This is a genomic window from Nesterenkonia pannonica (assembly GCF_019575955.1).
In the GTDB taxonomy this organism is placed as follows: Bacteria; Actinomycetota; Actinomycetes; order Actinomycetales; family Micrococcaceae; genus Nesterenkonia; species Nesterenkonia pannonica.
Genome location: NZ_CP080575.1, coordinates 967,399 through 982,582, shown reverse-complemented (window position 1 = coordinate 982,582; position 15,184 = coordinate 967,399). Strand labels below are relative to the sequence as shown.

The window sequence follows — 15,184 nt, the reverse complement described above, 5'->3', positions numbered from 1 at the left end:
AGAGTTGCTTGAACCTTTACCCGGATGCGGTCCTGGTGGTCGACGGCGGCGGAGTCATAGCGGAGGCCAACAATAGGGCCACGGAGCTTTTTGGGTACCCCAACGAGGAACTCGTCGGAATGCACGCCGGGCAGCTGGTGGCAGGCGGCGCGAGCACAGCAACGATCGCTGAAGCACTCACCGCTCAGCGCGGCCGGTTCTCACGGACCACGTCAGGCTCCGAACTCCTGGGCTGCCGCAAAGATGGTCAGGAGTTCCCCAGCGAGGTATCCACCTCGAAAATGGAGCTTGACGGCGAAAACTACACCGTGGCATCCGTGCGCGACATCACTCCCCTGCGCAAGGCTCAAGCCCAGCAGGAAGAAGCCGAACGACTGTTTGCCCTAGGCATCGACCACTCACCTATCGGCATCGTCCTGACTGATACCGAAGCCCGCCTCACACGCGTGAACCCTGCTGCCATGGCCTTACTGGACCGCCCCCGAGTCAGCTCCTGGGCCACCGACTCACGGACTTTATCCATCCCCTCCGCGGACGAGTCGACGCTGTTCGAGCAAGCCGTGAGCGGTGATAAAGTCCATCTCTGCAATGAACGCCGTTACCTTCGTCCTAACGGCGAAGTCCTCTATGTAGAGCAGGTCGTCGTTCTTTGCGTGATTCCGATGGTGCTCCCAGCACCTTCTATGTGCACCTGCAGGACATCACCGCGCGCAAGAGAGCAGAGCAGGAGCTCGAGCACCTGGCCATGCACGATCCGCTGACCGGACTCGCGAATCGACGGCTTCTCGTCGAATACCTGGACCGTTTCTTGGCGCGCGCGGGACGAGCTGGAAGCCAAGTGGCGGTCCTGTTCATCGATCTCGATCATTTCAAGATCGTCAACGACGCCCGCGGACATACTGCCGGTGACGCCATGCTCGTGGAACTGTCGCAGCGCCTGCGCCAGCTCACACGCTACAGCGATGTGCTTGCCCGCTTCGGAGGGGATGAGTTCGTCCTCCTCTGCGAAGATATGGAGTCTGAAACTGCCCACCAGCTCGCGGATCGGATCTCCGCGGCAATGGACGACCCCTTCCTGATCGATGGGGAAGAGATCTTCTCAAAGGTCAGCATCGGCATCGCGCTCTCCGAGACAGACGACACAGCTGAATCCCTTATTCGCAAGGCAGACACCGCCATGTACGCGGTGAAAGACCACCACCGTCGAAATTCTGTCGAGTTCGACGAGCTTATGCAGCAGAAAGTCTCTGAGCGAATGGACACGGAGTCGCAGCTGCGCGCTGCGATGCAGCGTGACGAGCTGCGGCTGCGCTTCCAGCCCATCATCAGCCTGGACACGGGCAGACCAGCCGGGTTCGAAGCGTTGGTGCGCTGGCAGCATCCAGAACGAGGCCTGCTCTCGCTTACTGATTTCCTGCCCGTGGCACACGCCAGCGGCCTCATCGTGGACATCGATTTATGGGTCCTTGAGCACGCCATGCGACAGCTGCGGGAATGGGAGATGAACCACCCCACCCTCCGTCGCCCTACGGTGGCGGTGAACCTCTCGACCCGCCACCTGAACGATCGCAGCTTCATCACACACACCCAGGAGCTGCTGGCTCAGACCGGCATCGACGCGGATCAGCTTCACTTCGAAATCACTGAAGTGGAAGAGATCGCTGACCTCGATCTGGCCATAGAGCATATGAACGAGGCCGCGGAATTGGGGTGTGCTTCGGCATCGATGACTTCGGGGCTAACCACTCCTCCCTGCGCTACCTGCACCGACTGCCGGTGCAGACTCTGAAGCTGGACAAATCCTTTGTCCAAGGCCTGGGAACTCCTGACTCACGGTCTGACCAGATCATTGGGGCGGTGATCAACCTCGCCCATGCTCTGGGCATCGAGGTCATCGGTGAAGGGGTCGAGGAGAAGCCGCAGCTCGACGAGCTGCAGCGACTCGGCTGCGACAAGGCCCAAGGGTTCTTCTGGTCGGAGCCGATGGACCCCAGCGAGGGGCCCGGATGGCTCGAACAGAACTGCGCGGGCTGAGGTCCGCAGACGACGTTTCATACTGAGGGGGCAGAACTCTGAGACGACTTCACCGGATGACGGGTGTGCTCATCGTCAGCACGACCGCGGCGATGGCCCTGTTCCTGTGGTTCGTCCTCGCAGAAGCTCAGGCCTGACTGCGGCTGAGCCGCGCGAGGCACTCATCGGCGGTGAGCTGTCTGTGCTCTACAACCCTCAGGCCCCGCAGTTGGGGTTTGTGCTCACCTCAGTGGTCCTGGTGCTGATGGTGGCTTCCGCCGTCTCTGTGTTCGACCGACGAGCCACAAACCGCTCCCGTCGTTCCTCGGATGAAGTCGCCACTCCCCTCGCGCCCAAGATCGTCATGGCCGAGACGCGCGGAGTCTTTCACGGACCCGTGACGGTGACGGTGCTCATCCCCGCGCACAACGAGGAGACGCCGCTGCCGCAGACGCTCTCCTCACTGGCTTCGCAGTCGCACCTGCCCGCACGTGTGATCGTCGTGGCCGACAACTGCACCGACCGCACTGCAGAGGTCGCCCGCGATGCAGGGGTCGAGGTCTTTGAGACGGTCGGCAACACCGAGAAGAAGGCCGGGGCACTGAACCAAGCGCTCAAAGAGGTCCTGCCCGCACAGGGGCCGAATGACGTGGTGATGGTGATGGACGCCGACACCTGGCTCGACGACGGGTTCCTCGAAGCGGCCGTGCACAAATTCACCCAGGACCGTGCACTGATGGCCGTCGGCGGGCTCTTCTACGGCGAAGAGGGCCACGGCCTGCTCGGCCAGTTTCAGCGGAACGAATACACCCGCTACGGCCGCCAGATCAGACGTCGCCGCGGACGCGTGTTCGTCCTGACGGGCACCGCCTCACTGTTCAGGCCCAAAGCGCTGCGCACGATCGCAGACCAGCGAGGAGACACACTCCCAGGACGGCACGGGGACGTGTACGACACCGCCGCCCTGACCGAGGACAACGAGCTCACCATCGCGATCAAGTCTCTGGGCGGTCTGATGATCTCACCGACCGAGTGCAGCGTGGTCACCGAGCTGATGCCGAACCTGCGCCTGCTGTGGAGGCAGCGTCTGCGCTGGCAGCGCGGCGCCCTGGAGAACATCGGGGCCTACGGGATCAACCGGCAGACATTCCGCTACTGGGCGCAGCAGCTGGGCATCGGCTACAGCGTCATCGCCCTGGGCACGTTCTTCCTTCTGATCTTCATCACGGTCCTCTCCGTAGACCGCTGGATCTGGTTCCCCTTCTGGCTCGGCATCGGTCTGCTGTTCGTCGTCGAACGGGTCGTCAGCGTGTGGCGAGGCGGCTGGCGGGCGCGACTGCTGGCGGCCACGCTCTTCCCCGAGCTGCTCTTCGACATGTTCCTGAACCTTGTGTACGTCAAAGGCGTCATCGACATCACCCTGGGCAAGAACGCAGCCTGGGGGAACACCACGGCAGAGACGCAGAGCCTCTCTCGCAGGCGCACGGACGAGTCGACAGTGACCGCTGATGCTTAGCCTCACTCTCACCCACGGCACACAGCTGGGCGTCCTCTTCTCTCCGGCGCTGCTGCAGTCGGCATGGTTCCAGACCCTGGCAGGCTTCGTGGCGATCAATACCGTCATGTACGTCGCCCTGGCCGTCACGAAGATCCTGCCGAAGGTCTACCTCAGCGACTGGCACGGAAGCCGAATGCGGCGCTCCGAAACACGCAGCATCCACCCCGACGGATCAGCCTCCCGTCCTTCCCACCGGGGCGGGACACCCCAGTGGCACAACGACAGGAACACGTCTCTATAGGCTTGAGCCGACCATGTCGCGTCGAACTTCGAGAAAGAGCCTAGATGTCTGAAAGCTTCGGATACGTGCGTGATGTGAGCCGCGGCGAATGGCTTCGCCCGCTGGAAGCCGAGCCTTTCGGCAGCATCCTGTCGATCGTGCCCCGGGGCTACGAGATGTACGCGCGCGTCTTCCATCCTCTGAAGCGCGACCGTCCGGTGCCCACCAAGACATGGCAGGGCATCGACGAAGCGACGTACTTTAAGGGTTTCGCAGACATCGACTCCTTGCTCGAATCTGAGCGCGCCACGTGGGCGCAGGCTGCGACCTCGTTCGGAACGACCATGCACCCTGAAGCCCAGTACGCCCGGCTAGTACCGCACGAATCAGATGTGGTGCAGCAAGCGATCGCTCCAGATGGGTGGCGCTACGGGGAGCCGCATGAGGGCAGCCTGGATGCGACCTCCCTCACGGCGACAGCGCGCGTGCTCGCCCGCCATACCTCCACGCCGGATGCCGGCATTGCGGCAATCTGGTCGGGATGGGGCGGCCTGGTCAGCTCAGTAGGCGCGGCACCGTTCCGACGACCAGTCATCACTCTGACTCCCTTCTGGTACGGCGTCGCGCAGCGCCTCAAGAGGTCGCTTGTCCCGTTCCGGCGCGCCTATTCGAGCCGGGGTCGGGCGCGCTCACGGCCGAGGTCGCTGCTTACCCAAAGCTCAGCCTTCATGGGGATACAGGCCGGGAGTACATTCTCTTCGAGGCGGGCGCAGACGATTTCGCGAACCAGAGGTGGCCCGCGCGGGCTCCATGGGTGGAGGACCCGGCATGGGCCCAGTCCCCAGCATCCTGTGGCCCGAGGATCGAGCGTGGGTGCTCGCGACAGAAATCGACGATGACTCCACGCTCATCGCGGGAACGACCGAACTGATCCGTGAGCTCACGCACACCCCCGGCCTCGAAGTGCTGTCGGTGCGAACGGATGCCGACCTGTCGTGGGACGGCGACCCTCTGAACCGTCCTGCCTGGCGCTCAGGTCCTGCGAGCTTCAGAGACCCAGTTCGCTCAGCCCGGGGTGATCAGCAGGCCGTGGACCCTGCGGCCACCGGAACAGCCGGTCGTCCTCGCCGATCGCCTGATCATTGATGGACGCCATCCGCACCCGCATGAGCCCGTTGTCCGCGAACTCCCAGTTCTCGTTGCCGTGGGAGCGGAACCAGTCCCCGCAGCGTCCTGCCACTCATAGACGAACCGTACGGCCAGCCGGTTCCCCTCGTGGGCCCACAGCTCTTTGATGAGGCGGTACTCGAGCTCGTGGCCCCACTTCACGATGAGGAAGTCCTCAATCGCCGCGCGGCCGGTGAGGAACAGGTCCCTGTTGCGCCAGCTGCTGTCCTCGGTGTACGCCAGCGAAACCTTGTGCGGGTCTCGGGTGTTCCACGCGTCCTCCGCCGCGCGCACCTTCTGCGCAGCCGTCTCGGCGTCGAACGGGGCAGCGGCGGACGGCTCTGCTCAGCACTCATCAGCCCAGCCTCTCAATGACTCGTCAGGGAGCCCAGCAGGAAGCTGCGCAGCTCGTGATACTTGGCGTCCTGCTCCACGGTCTCCGCGTCGCGGGGCCTGCCGAAGGGGACAGTGATGTCGTGGATGATCTCCGCGTTGGGCCCTGAGCCCATCACCAGGATCCGGTCGGAGAGCAGCAGGGCCTCGTCCACATCGTGGGTGACCATGATGAACGTTCTCTTCTGCTGCTCGCACAGCCGCAGCAGCTGCAGCTGAAGCTCGTGGCGGGTCAGGGCGTCCAGTGCCCCCAGCGGCTCATCCAGCAGCATCACCTTCGGCTCCAGGGCGAAGGCGCGGGCGATTCCGACGCGCTGCTGCATCCCCGGAGAGCTGGGAGGGGCGCTGATCAGCCGCATGGCTGAGATTCACCAGGTCCAGGTACTTGTCGGCCCGCTCCCGCAGCTCCTCCTTGGTGCTGGTGCTGCCGGGCTCGGTCTCCAGGGCGAAGACGACGTTCTGCCGGGCGGACATCCACGGCAGCAGCACGTGCTGCTGGAACACGATGCCCAGCTGGCGGCTCGGGGCGGTGATCGGCTCCCCTTCCAGCAGGATGGCGCCCTCGTCCGCAGACTCCAGTCCGGCGAGCATCTTCAGGATGGTCGACTTCCCACAGCCGGAGGGCCCGATGATGGTGATGAATTCCCCTCCTGAATGTCGACGTTGGTCTCGGCGACGATTCTCTGGAACCCCTTCTTCCGGTTGGGGAAGCCTTTGGTGATCCTGTCGATCTTCACCACCGGGGGTGCGGTGGTGGTCTCCTGCGGCATGGTCTGTGCAGTCATCTCAGTGTCTCCTTAGCGTCTCAGCCCTTGGGGACCAGCCGCTGCAGCTGCGCGATCGAGCGGTCCAGGATGAATCCCACCCCGCCGATGATCACGATGGCCACCACGATGCTGGGGGTGTTCAGGGCGTTCCATTCGTTCCATACGAAGTGGCCCATGCCGCGTCCTCCGACGATCATCTCGGCGGCGACGATCACCAGCCAGGCGGTGGACAGGGCGGTGCGCAGCCCGGTGACGATGCCGGGCAGCGTGGCGGGCAGCAGCACCTTGAAGGTGCTGGTCCTGGTGTCGGCTTCGAGGCTCTTGGCCAGGTCCAGGTAGAGCGGGTTGACGCGTCGGACTCCGTCGATGGTGGCGATGAGGATGGGCCACAGCGCGGCCATGAAGATCACGAAGATCGCGGTCATCTGCGAGTCCCGGAGCAGCGCCAGTCCCAGGGGCAGCCATGCCAGCGGGGAGACCGGCTTCAGGACCTGGATGAAGGGGTCCAGGCCGTCGTTGAACACCTGCGAGGTGCCCAGCAGCAGGCCCAGGGGTATGGCGATGAGTGCCGCGATCCCGAAGCCCAGCAGCACCCGTTGGATGGAGGCCAGCAGGTGGTAGAAGATGCCCACGTTGTTGGGCCCGTCCAGCAGGAACGCATCCCCGAGCATCTCCAGGAGCCGGTCCCAGGTGGCCGCCGGGGTGGGCGCCAGGCCCCGTCGTCGAGCCCGGCCGTGCCCAGGTGCCACACGGCGATGAACGCGAGGAAGAACGCGAGGAACAGGCCCGTGGTGCGGACCCGATCCCGCGCTCGTTGGGCTCTGGCGCGGCGCTGCAGGGCCTCTGGTGCGCCCTGCTCGGCGGACGATGGGGCGGCGGTGGTCTCGGGTGCTTGGGTGCTCATGCGTTCACCTGTTTGTGGGTCCAGGGCAGGGGTCTGCCGGGTCGAATGTGCGGCCGATGATGGTTTCTGTCTCCCGGGAGAGGTGTCAGCGCCGAGCTCCTCCAGAATGGGCACGGCGGTGTCCGGGTCCAGCACGTCGCGCACGGCCCTCTGGTAGTCCTCCGCGGAGTCGTAGCCCTCGGTGGGGGCGAGATCCCACCGCTGCAGCTGGGTGAGCGCCCAGATGGCGTAGCTCTCGTGGGGGTAGGGCTGGAACCCGATGCGGTCCTCCACCGAGTGCTCCTGGCCGGTGCCGTCCTCGTAGTCGCCGCTGAGCACCGCGTCGAGCACGGCCGGATCCTGGCTGAGGAACGCCCGCCCGGCCATGGTCTCGGCGGCCAGGGACCGGTGGTCGGGCTGGTCGGTCCACATCGCTGAGTCGCCGATGGCGCGCAGCAGGGTCGCGTACGTGTTGGGGTTCGCAGCGGCGAACTCGTCGGCGACGGCGAAGCTGCAGCAGGGGTGCCCGTCCCACAGCTCCTTGGACAGGGTGTAGAGGTACCCGGCGCCGATGGCCACCGCCCGCTGGTTGAAGGGGTCCGGGGCGAGGAACCCGTCGATGTCTCCGACGTTGAGTGCGGCGACCATGTCTGAGGGGCGCATCACCTGGATTCCGACGTCGTAGTCCGGGTCGAGCCCGCCGAGGGCGAGGTAGTCGCGCAGCAGCAGGTTGTGGCCCGAGTAGTCGAACGGGACCGCGAGGGTGAGCCCGTCGAAGTCTTCGGGGCCGTTGACCCGCCCTTCGTGCTGCAGGCCCAGTGTGATCGCCTGTCCGTTGGTGTTGGTGATGTAGGGCAGGCGGGTGGCGCGGTGGCTTACGGCGAAGTTGTGGTGGATGCCCAGGGGCATGGGGATGAGCATCTGGGTGGCGTCGAGCTCGCCGGCGACGAACGCGATCCACAGCTCGCCCCAGCCGGTGTAGCGCTGCAGGGTGACGTTGAGGCCGTACTGCTCGAAGATGCCCATGGCTGCGGCGTTGATGATCGGCGAGGAGCAGGTGATCGGCACGAATCCGACGGTGACATTGCGCTGCTCGAGTTCGCTTACTTACTCCATGGCGGCGGCGAAGTCGATGCCCAGGGGTTGGTCTCGGGGTGCCGCCGGTGGGGTTGCACCCGGAGAGCAGCCCGGCGCCGAGCGCGCCTCCGCCCAGGCCGAGCAGGCTGCGGCGGGTGAGCCTGCCGGGGCGTCTGCTCTGCGACGGCGAGTGCACGTGGGGCGGTTCATGGTCACCACTGGTAGTCGAGGAATTTGCCGTCGAAGGTGACGACGACGCGGTCGCCGCCGGGGTGCTCGCGCCACGGACGCTCATCTGGAAGTTGATGGCGGACATGATGCCGTCGCCGAACTCCTCATGGATGAGCTCCTTGATGGCTGGGCCGTAGACCATGAGCGCCTCATGGAACCGGTAGACGGTGGGGTCGGAGACGACGTCCTCCGTCAGCGCTGCCCGATAGGGCTGCATCTGGAGGGCTTCTGCGGTGGAGTCGTCGAGGTCGAGGAGCTCCTGGACGACGTGTGACTGCTCTGCGGTCATGGGGTGGCTGCCCAGCAGGGCGGCGGTGCTCCACTCCTTGTCGACGCCGAGCTGCTCGGCGATCTGCGCCCAGCTCATCCCTGCGCGGTGCCGGGCCACACGCACCTGCTGGGCGGCTTCCTGCTTGCTCACAAATGGTTTCACAGCGACTGCCTCCTTGAAGGGTGAGAATTCCTCAGCCCGAGTGCATCCGGGCCGACGACTCCTCGAATCTATGGAGAATTACCGCAGCACCCCAAGGCATTCTGCGCAGAGTTATCCGTCATTTTGCGCAGAAACATTATTGAAACATGGGTGTAGGCCGCGTGAAACATGCGTCGCCTAGGATCAGCGCAGGATGCCATAGGACCCTCCTCATCCGACAAAGGAGCAGGACCGCCATGAGCCCCGGTACCGCCGGACTCCTCAGACCCGTCATCGACGCCTCCCCACTCCCATGTGGGTGATCGGCCCGGACGGTGCAGTCACTCTGGTCAATGAGGCGGCCGCCTCGGTGCTGGGATACAGCAGCGAGGGTCAGCTCATCGGCCGGTGCAGCCACGAGGCGCTGCATTCGCGGCGCCCTGACGGCTCCCGTATCCGATCCATCAGTGCCCCATCATCACCACCTCCGGCACGGTGCACCGCAGCCACTCTGAGGATTTCGTGGACCGGCGCGGCCGGATGGTGCACGTGCGGTGGAGGATCACGCAGCTGCGCGACTCGGACCACCGGCTGCTGACCTTCACGCCGGACCCGGAAGGCGCCCCACGATGCCCGGGGTCGGCGTCCGTCGCCTTCGACGATCTGGTGGAGTACGTGCGCCAGGCCTGCTCTGACCCGCTGCTGACCCCGAGCGCCTGGCCCGCCAGGCTGGGGTCTCGCTGCGCACCCTGCAGGCCGCCTTCCGTGAGCACCAGACCTCCCCGCCCGGGAGATCCGCATGGCCCGGCTGCAGAAGGGGCGGGCACTGCTGCAGGACGGCGCCGGGGTGACGGATGCGGCCTTCGCCTGCGGGTTCAGCGACCCGGCGACGTTCAGCCGCGCCTACCGACGGGCATTCGGCTCCGCACCTGCGGGGCCAAGCGGTCCGGCTCCTCACTGACGGGCTGAGGGCGCCAGGTCCGCCCGGAGCGCGCTCACCCGGTGGACTGGGTTTCGTAGCCGGTCGGCTGCCGTGAGGTCTGCCGGATGCTGCGGTAGACCGCCCAGCCGATGGATGCGACGGCCAGCAGGAGAAACGCTGCGGAGATGGGCCGGGTGAGGAACTCGCTGGGATCTCCGATCTGCAGGGCCCGCAGCATGGACTCCTCCAGGGTCCCGCCGAGGATGAGACCCAGGATCACCGGAGGCAGCGGCACCGAGAGCTTGACGAGGATGTAGCCGATCACTCCGAAGACGAGCACCACCCACATGTCGAAGATGCGGTTGTTCAGCGCGAAGGCGCCCACCGCGGTCAGCACCAGCACACAGGGCACCAGGACGGCTTTGGGCACCATGGTGACTCGGGCCAGGAACGGCAGCAGCAGGGTCTGGATGATCAGCACCCTGACGGCGGCGATGATGATGGAGAGGTATATCGAGTTCACCAGGACCGGCTCCCGGTCGAACAGCCCGGGCCCGGGCGCGATGCCATGGAGGATGAGCGCGCCCATCATGATGGCTTGAGCCACGTCGCCGGGGATGCCGAGGCTGATGGTGGGGATGAACGCTCCTCCGGCCACGGAAGAGTTGGAGGCCTCGGAGGCGACCACCCCGCCCGGGTGGCCTTTGCCGTAGCCGTCGGGGTCTCGCTTCTCGGCCTTCTTGGCCCGGTCGTAGCTGATGAAGTTCGCTGATTCGGCGCTTACCGCGGGAGGGTGCCGACGAAGGTGCCGATCATGGAGGATCGGCCCACGTTGCGCTTCTCCCGCCAGATGTCTTTGGCCACGGTGCGCACCGGCACTCGTATCTTGGCGATGTGCCCGGCTGCTGAGCGGGAGTCGATCCGCGATTCCTCCACGTTGATGAGCAGCTGGGAGATGGCGAAGAGTCCGATCAGCACCGGGATGACGTCGAGGCCGCCTGAGAGCTGGGGTTGTCGAAGTTGAAGCGCAGCTGCCCGGTGGGGGCCACGCCCACCATCGCCACCAGCAGGCCCAGGCACCCGGCGATGAGCCCCTTGACCAGGTGCTTTCCGGAGAGCCCGGCCACCAGGGTCAGTGCGAACAGGACCAGGGAGAAGATCTCCCAGGGGCCGAAGTTCAGGGTCAGCCGTCCGATCACCGGCCCGAGCAGGAAGAGCACGATGGCGCCGAGGATGGTGCCGATGACGCTGGCGGCGATGCCGATGCCCAGTGCTCGGGCGGGCTCGCCGTTCTTAGTCATGGGGAAGCCGTCGAAGATGGTCACCACCGACGACGGTGTGCCGGGTATGCCCAGCAGGGTTCCGGCGATCAGGCCGCCGGAGAGGCCGCCGATGTAGATGCCGATCATCAGCGCCAGCCCTTGGACGGGGCCCATGGCAAAGGTGAAGGGGAAGGCCAGCACCAGCGCCATCGTGAACGTGAACCCCGGGATGGAGCTACCACGATGCCGAAGAAGACGCCGAAGAAGATGGTCAGCAGCACCATCGGCTGGGCCAGCTCGTAACGGCCTCAAGAATGTTGGCGATATCCATGTGTTTCCCCTAGGGCAGGAACGTGCGCAGGGCGGTTTCGAAGAGCCAGGACAGCCCGAAGGGCAGCCCCACGGCCAGCAGGAGCGCGGCGATGAGGATGCCGCGGGTGCGCTCGCGGATCAGCAGGGCGAATGAGCCCAGCAGGAAGATGATCGATGCCAGGACGAATCCCAGTGCGTCCATCAGTGCGATGTAGGCGCCGATGGCGGCCAGCAGCGCTTACACCCGCCAGTGGAGGCGGAGGAAGCCTGCGATCCCGGTGAACCGCACGGCGTCCTCCGCCTTGGTGAAGCTGCGGATGAGCATGAGCACCGCCAGGGCGAACAGGGCGGCCAGGATGACCCGCGGCATGAACGCCTACCACGGCTGCGCCCCCGGACGCGGGCGGAGCTGCCCGGACTCTGTCCAGAAGGCGGCCACCAGCACCATCAGCACCAGGGCGAATACTCGGTCTGCCACGTCGGCTCAGAACTCCTGCATCTGGTCGGACAGCCCTGCCATGGCCTCGTCGAGCCTCGTCGAGGTGCGCCTGGTAGTCCTCTGGGCCGAGGTAGTCGGAGTAGGAGCCGAGGTTCTCGACGTCCTCCTGGAACTCGGGGTTGTTCACGGCGGTCTCGATGGCCTCGGCAATGATCTCGATGTGCTCCTCCGGGGTGCCTTCGGGGGCGAAGAAGCCGCGGTCGACCGTGAGCTCATAGTCCACGCCCTGCTCGGCCACAGTGGGCAGGTCCGGCAGGTTCTCGTCGCGCTCCTCGGCGACGATGCCCAGGGGCATGAGGTCGCCGTCTTCGATGTAGCCCTCGGCGGAGGCGTAGTCGCCGGTCATGCCGTCGATCTCCCCGGCGACGAGCCCGGCGTACTGCGGGCCGGTGCCGTCGTAGTCGACATAGTTGAGGATGCCGGTGTCCAGGCCTGCGGCGTCGAGGACGGCGGCGATGGAGTAGTGGTCCTCGGAGCCGGTGGTGAAGCCCCAGTTCACGGTGTTGGGGTTGGCCTCCACGTGGTCGAGGAAGTCCTGGAGGTCCTCGATGCCGTGCTCCTCGGCGAAGTCCGCGGAGACTGAGGGCAGGTGCGGGGTGACGGTTCCCAGGGCGATGGGGTCGAAGGCGTCGAAGCCGTAGTCGACGATGTCGTTGTGGTACGCCGCGGCGACCACCTGGTGCGACCCCAGGATGGTGTAGCCGTCGGGGTCGGAGTCCATGACCTGGCGGGATCCCACCGTGGCGGAGGCGCCCTCGACGTTGGAGGGGGTGATGGTCACCGGCAGCTCCTCGGAGGCGTACTCGGCCATGAGGCGGAAGAGCACGTCGGAGCCTCCCCGGGCGGGTAGGGGATGACCATTTCGATGTCGCTGGAGGGGAAGTCCTCCTCCGGCTCGCCGGCTGGATGCGGCTCCGCCGTCGCCGCAGGCCGAGACGACCAGCCCGGTGATGGCGGCGGCTGAGATCAGGGTGCTGTCTTCTTCATCGGTTCTTCTCCTCATTCTGATTCGGGTGCGAACTCTGTGGGTGTGCGGTGTGAGGGCTCGGGGTGACCAGGCTGGGGTCCGGCGTGTGAAGTAAGCCGCCCCGGAGCCTTGGAGGGCCCGTGCGAGCGAGTCGTTGCGGGTGGAGACGATGTGCTCCTCCAGGGCCGTCTGGGCTGCGGCGTAGTCGCCGGAATTCAGCGCTTCCAGGACCTTCAGGTGGTCCCGGGCTGAGGAGACGAGCTGCTCGAGGGCGATGTAGCCGTACATGCGCAGGGCACGGATGCGGTCGTTGATGTGGCTGAGCACATCGACCAGTGCCGCTCCCCGGAGGCGGCGAGGATCTCGCGGTGGAACTCCTCATCCCAGGCCGTCAGCCAGGGTTCGGCGGTTTACGGTTCGGCGACGACCTTCTCCCACCGGGCCTGCTGCCGCTGCAGGCGCGGACCGTCGTACTCGCCTCGCCCTCAGCCACTCTGCGGATGCCCTGCAGCTCGATGGCCAGGCGGGCTTCGTAGAGGCCGCTGATGGTCTCGGCACTCGGCAGCACCAGTCCGAAGCCGTCGGAGTGCCGCTGCAGCAGCCCCTCGGCGGCGAGGCGTCCGACGGCCTCTCGCACAGGGGTCCGGGAGACGCCGAAGTGCGCGGCGACGGTCTTCTCGGTCATGCGGTCCCAGGGGTAGACGCTGCTTGCGCGGATGTCTTCGCGCAGCCCGTAGTAGACCTTGTCGGCTGCGGAGCCTCCGGTGCCGGGAGCGGCGATATCGACGTTATGCCCATCTGTGGACATTGATGTATACATAGGTGAAGACACTAAGGATTGCGTGTTACAGCCACGTATCTTGGATCGTTCCAAATGGTTAAAGAAGCGCCCCACCTGCACAAACAACGTGCTGACATTCAGCATTCAACAGTTGCCCCCGCTCTGTGAGGAGAGCCATGAGCCACCGCCCCGTTCTTCACCCCGGCACCGGACCCATCCCCGGTGAGCACTACCTGCCCACCTCGCCGGACACCGCCCAGTGGGGGTGGCTTCCCACCTCCGCCTCAGACCCGGTTCTCGAGGTCTCCTCCGGCGCCTCGGTCACCGTCGACACGCTCTCGCACGAGGGGATCCTTCCGGATCAGGGACAGGACCCGGAGCGCTTCTTCGGCCAGTACGAGGTGCAGGAGGTGCTGCAGGATGCGGTGGACGTCGCCGCCCGCGCGGAACGCACCGGCGAGGCCCCGGGGCCTCATGTGGTGACCGGTCCGATCCGCGTGGAGGGCGCGAAGCCGGGCGACCTGCTGCGGGTGGACATCGAGGAGCTGACCCCTCGGGTCCCGTATGGGGTGATCAGCAACAGGCACGGGTTGGGCGCACTGCCGGGCGAGTACCCCCAGGCTGAAGGCAATGTGAGCCTCTTCAGCTGGACCGGTGACCACGAGGGTGTGGAGCACGGGTTCCTGGATGCGGGCGAGGGCCGGACGGTCCGGTTTCCGCTGGCCCCGTTCATGGGCATGATGGGCACCGCCCCGGCAGCGGCGGAGCCCCTGCGGACCCAGCCGCCGGGCGAGTTCGGCGGCAATATGGACATCAAGCATGCGGTGGTCGGCACCACGGTCTACCTTCCGGTGCTCACCGAGGGGGCACTGTTCTTCACCGGGGACCCGCACTTCGCCCAGGGCAACGGGGAGGTCGCCCTGACCGCCCTGGAGGCCTCACTGCGGGCGACGATGCGCCTGAGCGTGATTCCCGGCGAGCGCCGCGGTGAGACGGTAGGCGGTGCGGTGGGGCCGGTGATCGAGACCCCGACCCATTGGATCCCGTCAGGGATGGACGAGGATCTGAATCTGGCGATGCAGAATGCGACGCGCAGCGCGATCGAGTTCCTTCACCAGCGGCTGGGGTCCCGCAGGCGATGGCGATGGCGTACCTGTCGGCGGGTGCGGACTTCGAGGTCAGCCAGGTGGTGGACGGAGTCAAGGGCATCCACTGCATGATCCGCAAGGCGGACTGGTCGGCCTGGGTGTAGAGGGTCAGCCTACCCGCCTCAGAGGCTGAAGGCGACGGTCAGCCATTCGTTCATCACCTCGTGCTGCCAGCTTCCCCACCATGTGGCGGCCAGCAGCAGCATCATGACCAGCACCATCCCCGCCTTTGACCAGGCGGTCCGAGGCCGGGGAAGAACACGATGCCGATGATCATGGTGACCATGAACGTCGATCCGGTGTCCGCCAGGAGATCACCCCGAGGATGTAGCTTCCCATGACGACGGTGAGCACCAGTCCGCTTCCTATCGGCACTCCGCCGTGGCGGAGCACCGGCCACAGCAGCAGCCCGGCCAGGAAGGGTCCGAAGATGACGAGGCCCGCGGACTCCTGAGCCACACTGACCAGCCAGGACGCACGCTCGCTGGCGCCCTGCAGGAATGAGGTGTAGAGGGCCCAGGTCTCCCCAGGCCGAAGAACAGCACCTCGAAGACGACCCACATCAGGGTCGC

General features: G+C 65.9%; 18 protein-coding genes and 3 pseudogenes. 8 read left to right on the top strand and 13 right to left on the bottom strand.

Annotation, left to right across the window (positions count from 1 at the left end; translation table 11 throughout):
• Nucleotides 1–8 precede the first annotated feature (8 nt).
• From K0H76_RS07245 to K0H76_RS07225, 5 genes are all read left to right on the top strand, one after another.
• Nucleotides 9–761, top strand: coding sequence for a PAS domain S-box protein (locus K0H76_RS07245; RefSeq protein WP_258934969.1), 753 nt, complete (start codon nucleotides 9–11; stop codon nucleotides 759–761).
• The gene (locus K0H76_RS07240) at nucleotides 686–1,789 is read left to right on the top strand and encodes a diguanylate cyclase (protein ID WP_258934968.1); all 1,104 of its coding nucleotides are present in this window, start codon (nucleotides 686–688) and stop codon (nucleotides 1,787–1,789) included. Before K0H76_RS07245 ends, K0H76_RS07240 begins: the two co-directional genes overlap by 76 nt.
• The gene (locus tag K0H76_RS07235) at nucleotides 1,711–2,034 is read left to right on the top strand and encodes an EAL domain-containing protein (RefSeq protein ID WP_258934967.1); all 324 of its coding nucleotides are present in this window, start codon (nucleotides 1,711–1,713) and stop codon (nucleotides 2,032–2,034) included. Before K0H76_RS07240 ends, K0H76_RS07235 begins: the two co-directional genes overlap by 79 nt.
• A gap of 106 nt (nucleotides 2,035–2,140) precedes the next feature.
• On the top strand, nucleotides 2,141–3,529 hold the full coding sequence (locus tag K0H76_RS07230; RefSeq protein WP_258934966.1) for a glycosyltransferase family 2 protein: 1,389 nt from the start codon (nucleotides 2,141–2,143) through the stop codon (nucleotides 3,527–3,529).
• A complete protein-coding gene (locus tag K0H76_RS07225) occupies nucleotides 3,522–3,812 on the top strand; it encodes a hypothetical protein (protein WP_258934965.1) in 291 nt (96 codons plus the stop codon). Before K0H76_RS07230 ends, K0H76_RS07225 begins: the two co-directional genes overlap by 8 nt.
• A 1,027-nt stretch (nucleotides 3,813–4,839) precedes the next feature.
• Here the strand turns inward: K0H76_RS07225 and K0H76_RS07220 are convergent.
• The 8 genes and pseudogenes from K0H76_RS07220 to K0H76_RS07185 form a co-directional block, all read right to left on the bottom strand.
• A pseudogene (locus K0H76_RS07220) lies at nucleotides 4,840–5,314 on the bottom strand (nuclear transport factor 2 family protein).
• Between the two features lie 12 nt (nucleotides 5,315–5,326).
• Nucleotides 5,327–5,623 carry a hypothetical protein gene (locus K0H76_RS07215; protein WP_258934964.1) on the bottom strand — a complete coding sequence of 99 codons (297 nt, stop codon included), beginning with the start codon at nucleotides 5,621–5,623 and terminating at the stop codon, nucleotides 5,327–5,329.
• Entirely contained in the window at nucleotides 5,610–5,948 is a 339-nt protein-coding gene (locus K0H76_RS07210) for an ATP-binding cassette domain-containing protein (RefSeq protein ID WP_258935359.1), read from the bottom strand. Before K0H76_RS07210 ends, K0H76_RS07215 begins: the two co-directional genes overlap by 14 nt.
• A complete protein-coding gene (locus K0H76_RS07205) occupies nucleotides 5,945–6,136 on the bottom strand; it encodes a hypothetical protein (RefSeq protein WP_258934963.1) in 192 nt (63 codons plus the stop codon). Before K0H76_RS07205 ends, K0H76_RS07210 begins: the two co-directional genes overlap by 4 nt.
• A 20-nt stretch (nucleotides 6,137–6,156) precedes the next feature.
• Nucleotides 6,157–6,711 (bottom strand): ABC transporter permease, encoded by a 555-nt coding sequence (locus tag K0H76_RS07200; RefSeq protein ID WP_258934962.1) that lies wholly within the window; start codon nucleotides 6,709–6,711, stop codon nucleotides 6,157–6,159.
• Nucleotides 6,603–8,069, bottom strand: a complete 1,467-nt coding sequence (locus K0H76_RS07195) for an ABC transporter substrate-binding protein (RefSeq protein WP_258934961.1) — start codon at nucleotides 8,067–8,069, stop codon at nucleotides 6,603–6,605. Before K0H76_RS07195 ends, K0H76_RS07200 begins: the two co-directional genes overlap by 109 nt.
• A 39-nt stretch (nucleotides 8,070–8,108) precedes the next feature.
• Nucleotides 8,109–8,288 carry a hypothetical protein gene (locus tag K0H76_RS07190; protein WP_258934960.1) on the bottom strand — a complete coding sequence of 60 codons (180 nt, stop codon included), beginning with the start codon at nucleotides 8,286–8,288 and terminating at the stop codon, nucleotides 8,109–8,111.
• A 118-nt stretch (nucleotides 8,289–8,406) separates the two neighbouring features.
• A pseudogene (locus tag K0H76_RS07185) lies at nucleotides 8,407–8,676 on the bottom strand (cyanate hydratase); the annotation flags it as partial.
• Here K0H76_RS07185 and K0H76_RS07180 point away from each other — a divergent pair.
• Entirely contained in the window at nucleotides 8,602–8,766 is a 165-nt protein-coding gene (locus K0H76_RS07180; protein ID WP_258934959.1) for a hypothetical protein, read from the top strand. The pseudogene K0H76_RS07185 and the gene K0H76_RS07180 sit on opposite strands and share 75 nt — an antisense overlap.
• A gap of 419 nt (nucleotides 8,767–9,185) precedes the next feature.
• Here the strand turns inward: K0H76_RS07180 and K0H76_RS07175 are convergent, their stop codons facing one another.
• Nucleotides 9,186–9,494 carry a hypothetical protein gene (locus K0H76_RS07175; RefSeq protein ID WP_258934958.1) on the bottom strand — a complete coding sequence of 103 codons (309 nt, stop codon included), beginning with the start codon at nucleotides 9,492–9,494 and terminating at the stop codon, nucleotides 9,186–9,188.
• Between the two features lie 26 nt (nucleotides 9,495–9,520).
• Between K0H76_RS07175 and K0H76_RS07170 the strand changes: the two genes are divergently transcribed.
• Nucleotides 9,521–9,682: a helix-turn-helix domain-containing protein gene (locus K0H76_RS07170; protein ID WP_258934957.1), complete on the top strand. Its 162-nt coding sequence runs from the start codon at nucleotides 9,521–9,523 to the stop codon at nucleotides 9,680–9,682.
• Between the two features lie 34 nt (nucleotides 9,683–9,716).
• On the opposite strand, the pseudogene K0H76_RS07165 reads toward K0H76_RS07170, so the two are convergent.
• The 3 genes and pseudogenes from K0H76_RS07165 to K0H76_RS07155 all read right to left on the bottom strand — a co-directional run bounded on the left by K0H76_RS07165 (nucleotide 9,717) and on the right by K0H76_RS07155 (nucleotide 13,491).
• Nucleotides 9,717–11,079 (bottom strand): annotated as a pseudogene (locus K0H76_RS07165) (tripartite tricarboxylate transporter permease).
• 134 nt (nucleotides 11,080–11,213) lie between these two features.
• A complete protein-coding gene (locus K0H76_RS07160; RefSeq protein ID WP_258934956.1) occupies nucleotides 11,214–13,010 on the bottom strand; it encodes a tripartite tricarboxylate transporter substrate-binding protein in 1,797 nt (598 codons plus the stop codon).
• A gap of 64 nt (nucleotides 13,011–13,074) precedes the next feature.
• Nucleotides 13,075–13,491 carry a GntR family transcriptional regulator gene (locus K0H76_RS07155; protein WP_258934955.1) on the bottom strand — a complete coding sequence of 139 codons (417 nt, stop codon included), beginning with the start codon at nucleotides 13,489–13,491 and terminating at the stop codon, nucleotides 13,075–13,077.
• Between the two features lie 149 nt (nucleotides 13,492–13,640).
• On the opposite strand from K0H76_RS07155, the gene K0H76_RS07150 reads away from it, so the two are divergent.
• Nucleotides 13,641–14,684 carry an acetamidase/formamidase family protein gene (locus K0H76_RS07150; RefSeq protein ID WP_258934954.1) on the top strand — a complete coding sequence of 348 codons (1,044 nt, stop codon included), beginning with the start codon at nucleotides 13,641–13,643 and terminating at the stop codon, nucleotides 14,682–14,684.
• A 201-nt stretch (nucleotides 14,685–14,885) separates the two neighbouring features.
• Here the strand turns inward: K0H76_RS07150 and K0H76_RS07145 are convergent, their stop codons facing one another.
• The gene (locus K0H76_RS07145) at nucleotides 14,886–15,173 is read right to left on the bottom strand and encodes a hypothetical protein (RefSeq protein ID WP_258934953.1); all 288 of its coding nucleotides are present in this window, start codon (nucleotides 15,171–15,173) and stop codon (nucleotides 14,886–14,888) included.
• Nucleotides 15,174–15,184 lie beyond the last annotated feature (11 nt).

Coding starts and splice junctions, on each gene's coding strand:
- K0H76_RS07225 (WP_258934965.1), top strand. CDS start 3,522: ATGCTTAGCCTCACTCTCACCCACGGCACACAGCTGGGCGTCCTCTTC.
- K0H76_RS07215 (WP_258934964.1), bottom strand. CDS start 5,623: ATGCTGCTGGATGAGCCGCTGGGGGCACTGGACGCCCTGACCCGCCAC.
- K0H76_RS07205 (WP_258934963.1), bottom strand. CDS start 6,136: ATGACTGCACAGACCATGCCGCAGGAGACCACCACCGCACCCCCGGTG.
- K0H76_RS07190 (WP_258934960.1), bottom strand. CDS start 8,288: ATGAACCGCCCCACGTGCACTCGCCGTCGCAGAGCAGACGCCCCGGCA.
- K0H76_RS07170 (WP_258934957.1), top strand. CDS start 9,521: ATGGCCCGGCTGCAGAAGGGGCGGGCACTGCTGCAGGACGGCGCCGGG.
- K0H76_RS07155 (WP_258934955.1), bottom strand. CDS start 13,491: ATGTCCACAGATGGGCATAACGTCGATATCGCCGCTCCCGGCACCGGA.
- K0H76_RS07150 (WP_258934954.1), top strand. CDS start 13,641: ATGAGCCACCGCCCCGTTCTTCACCCCGGCACCGGACCCATCCCCGGT.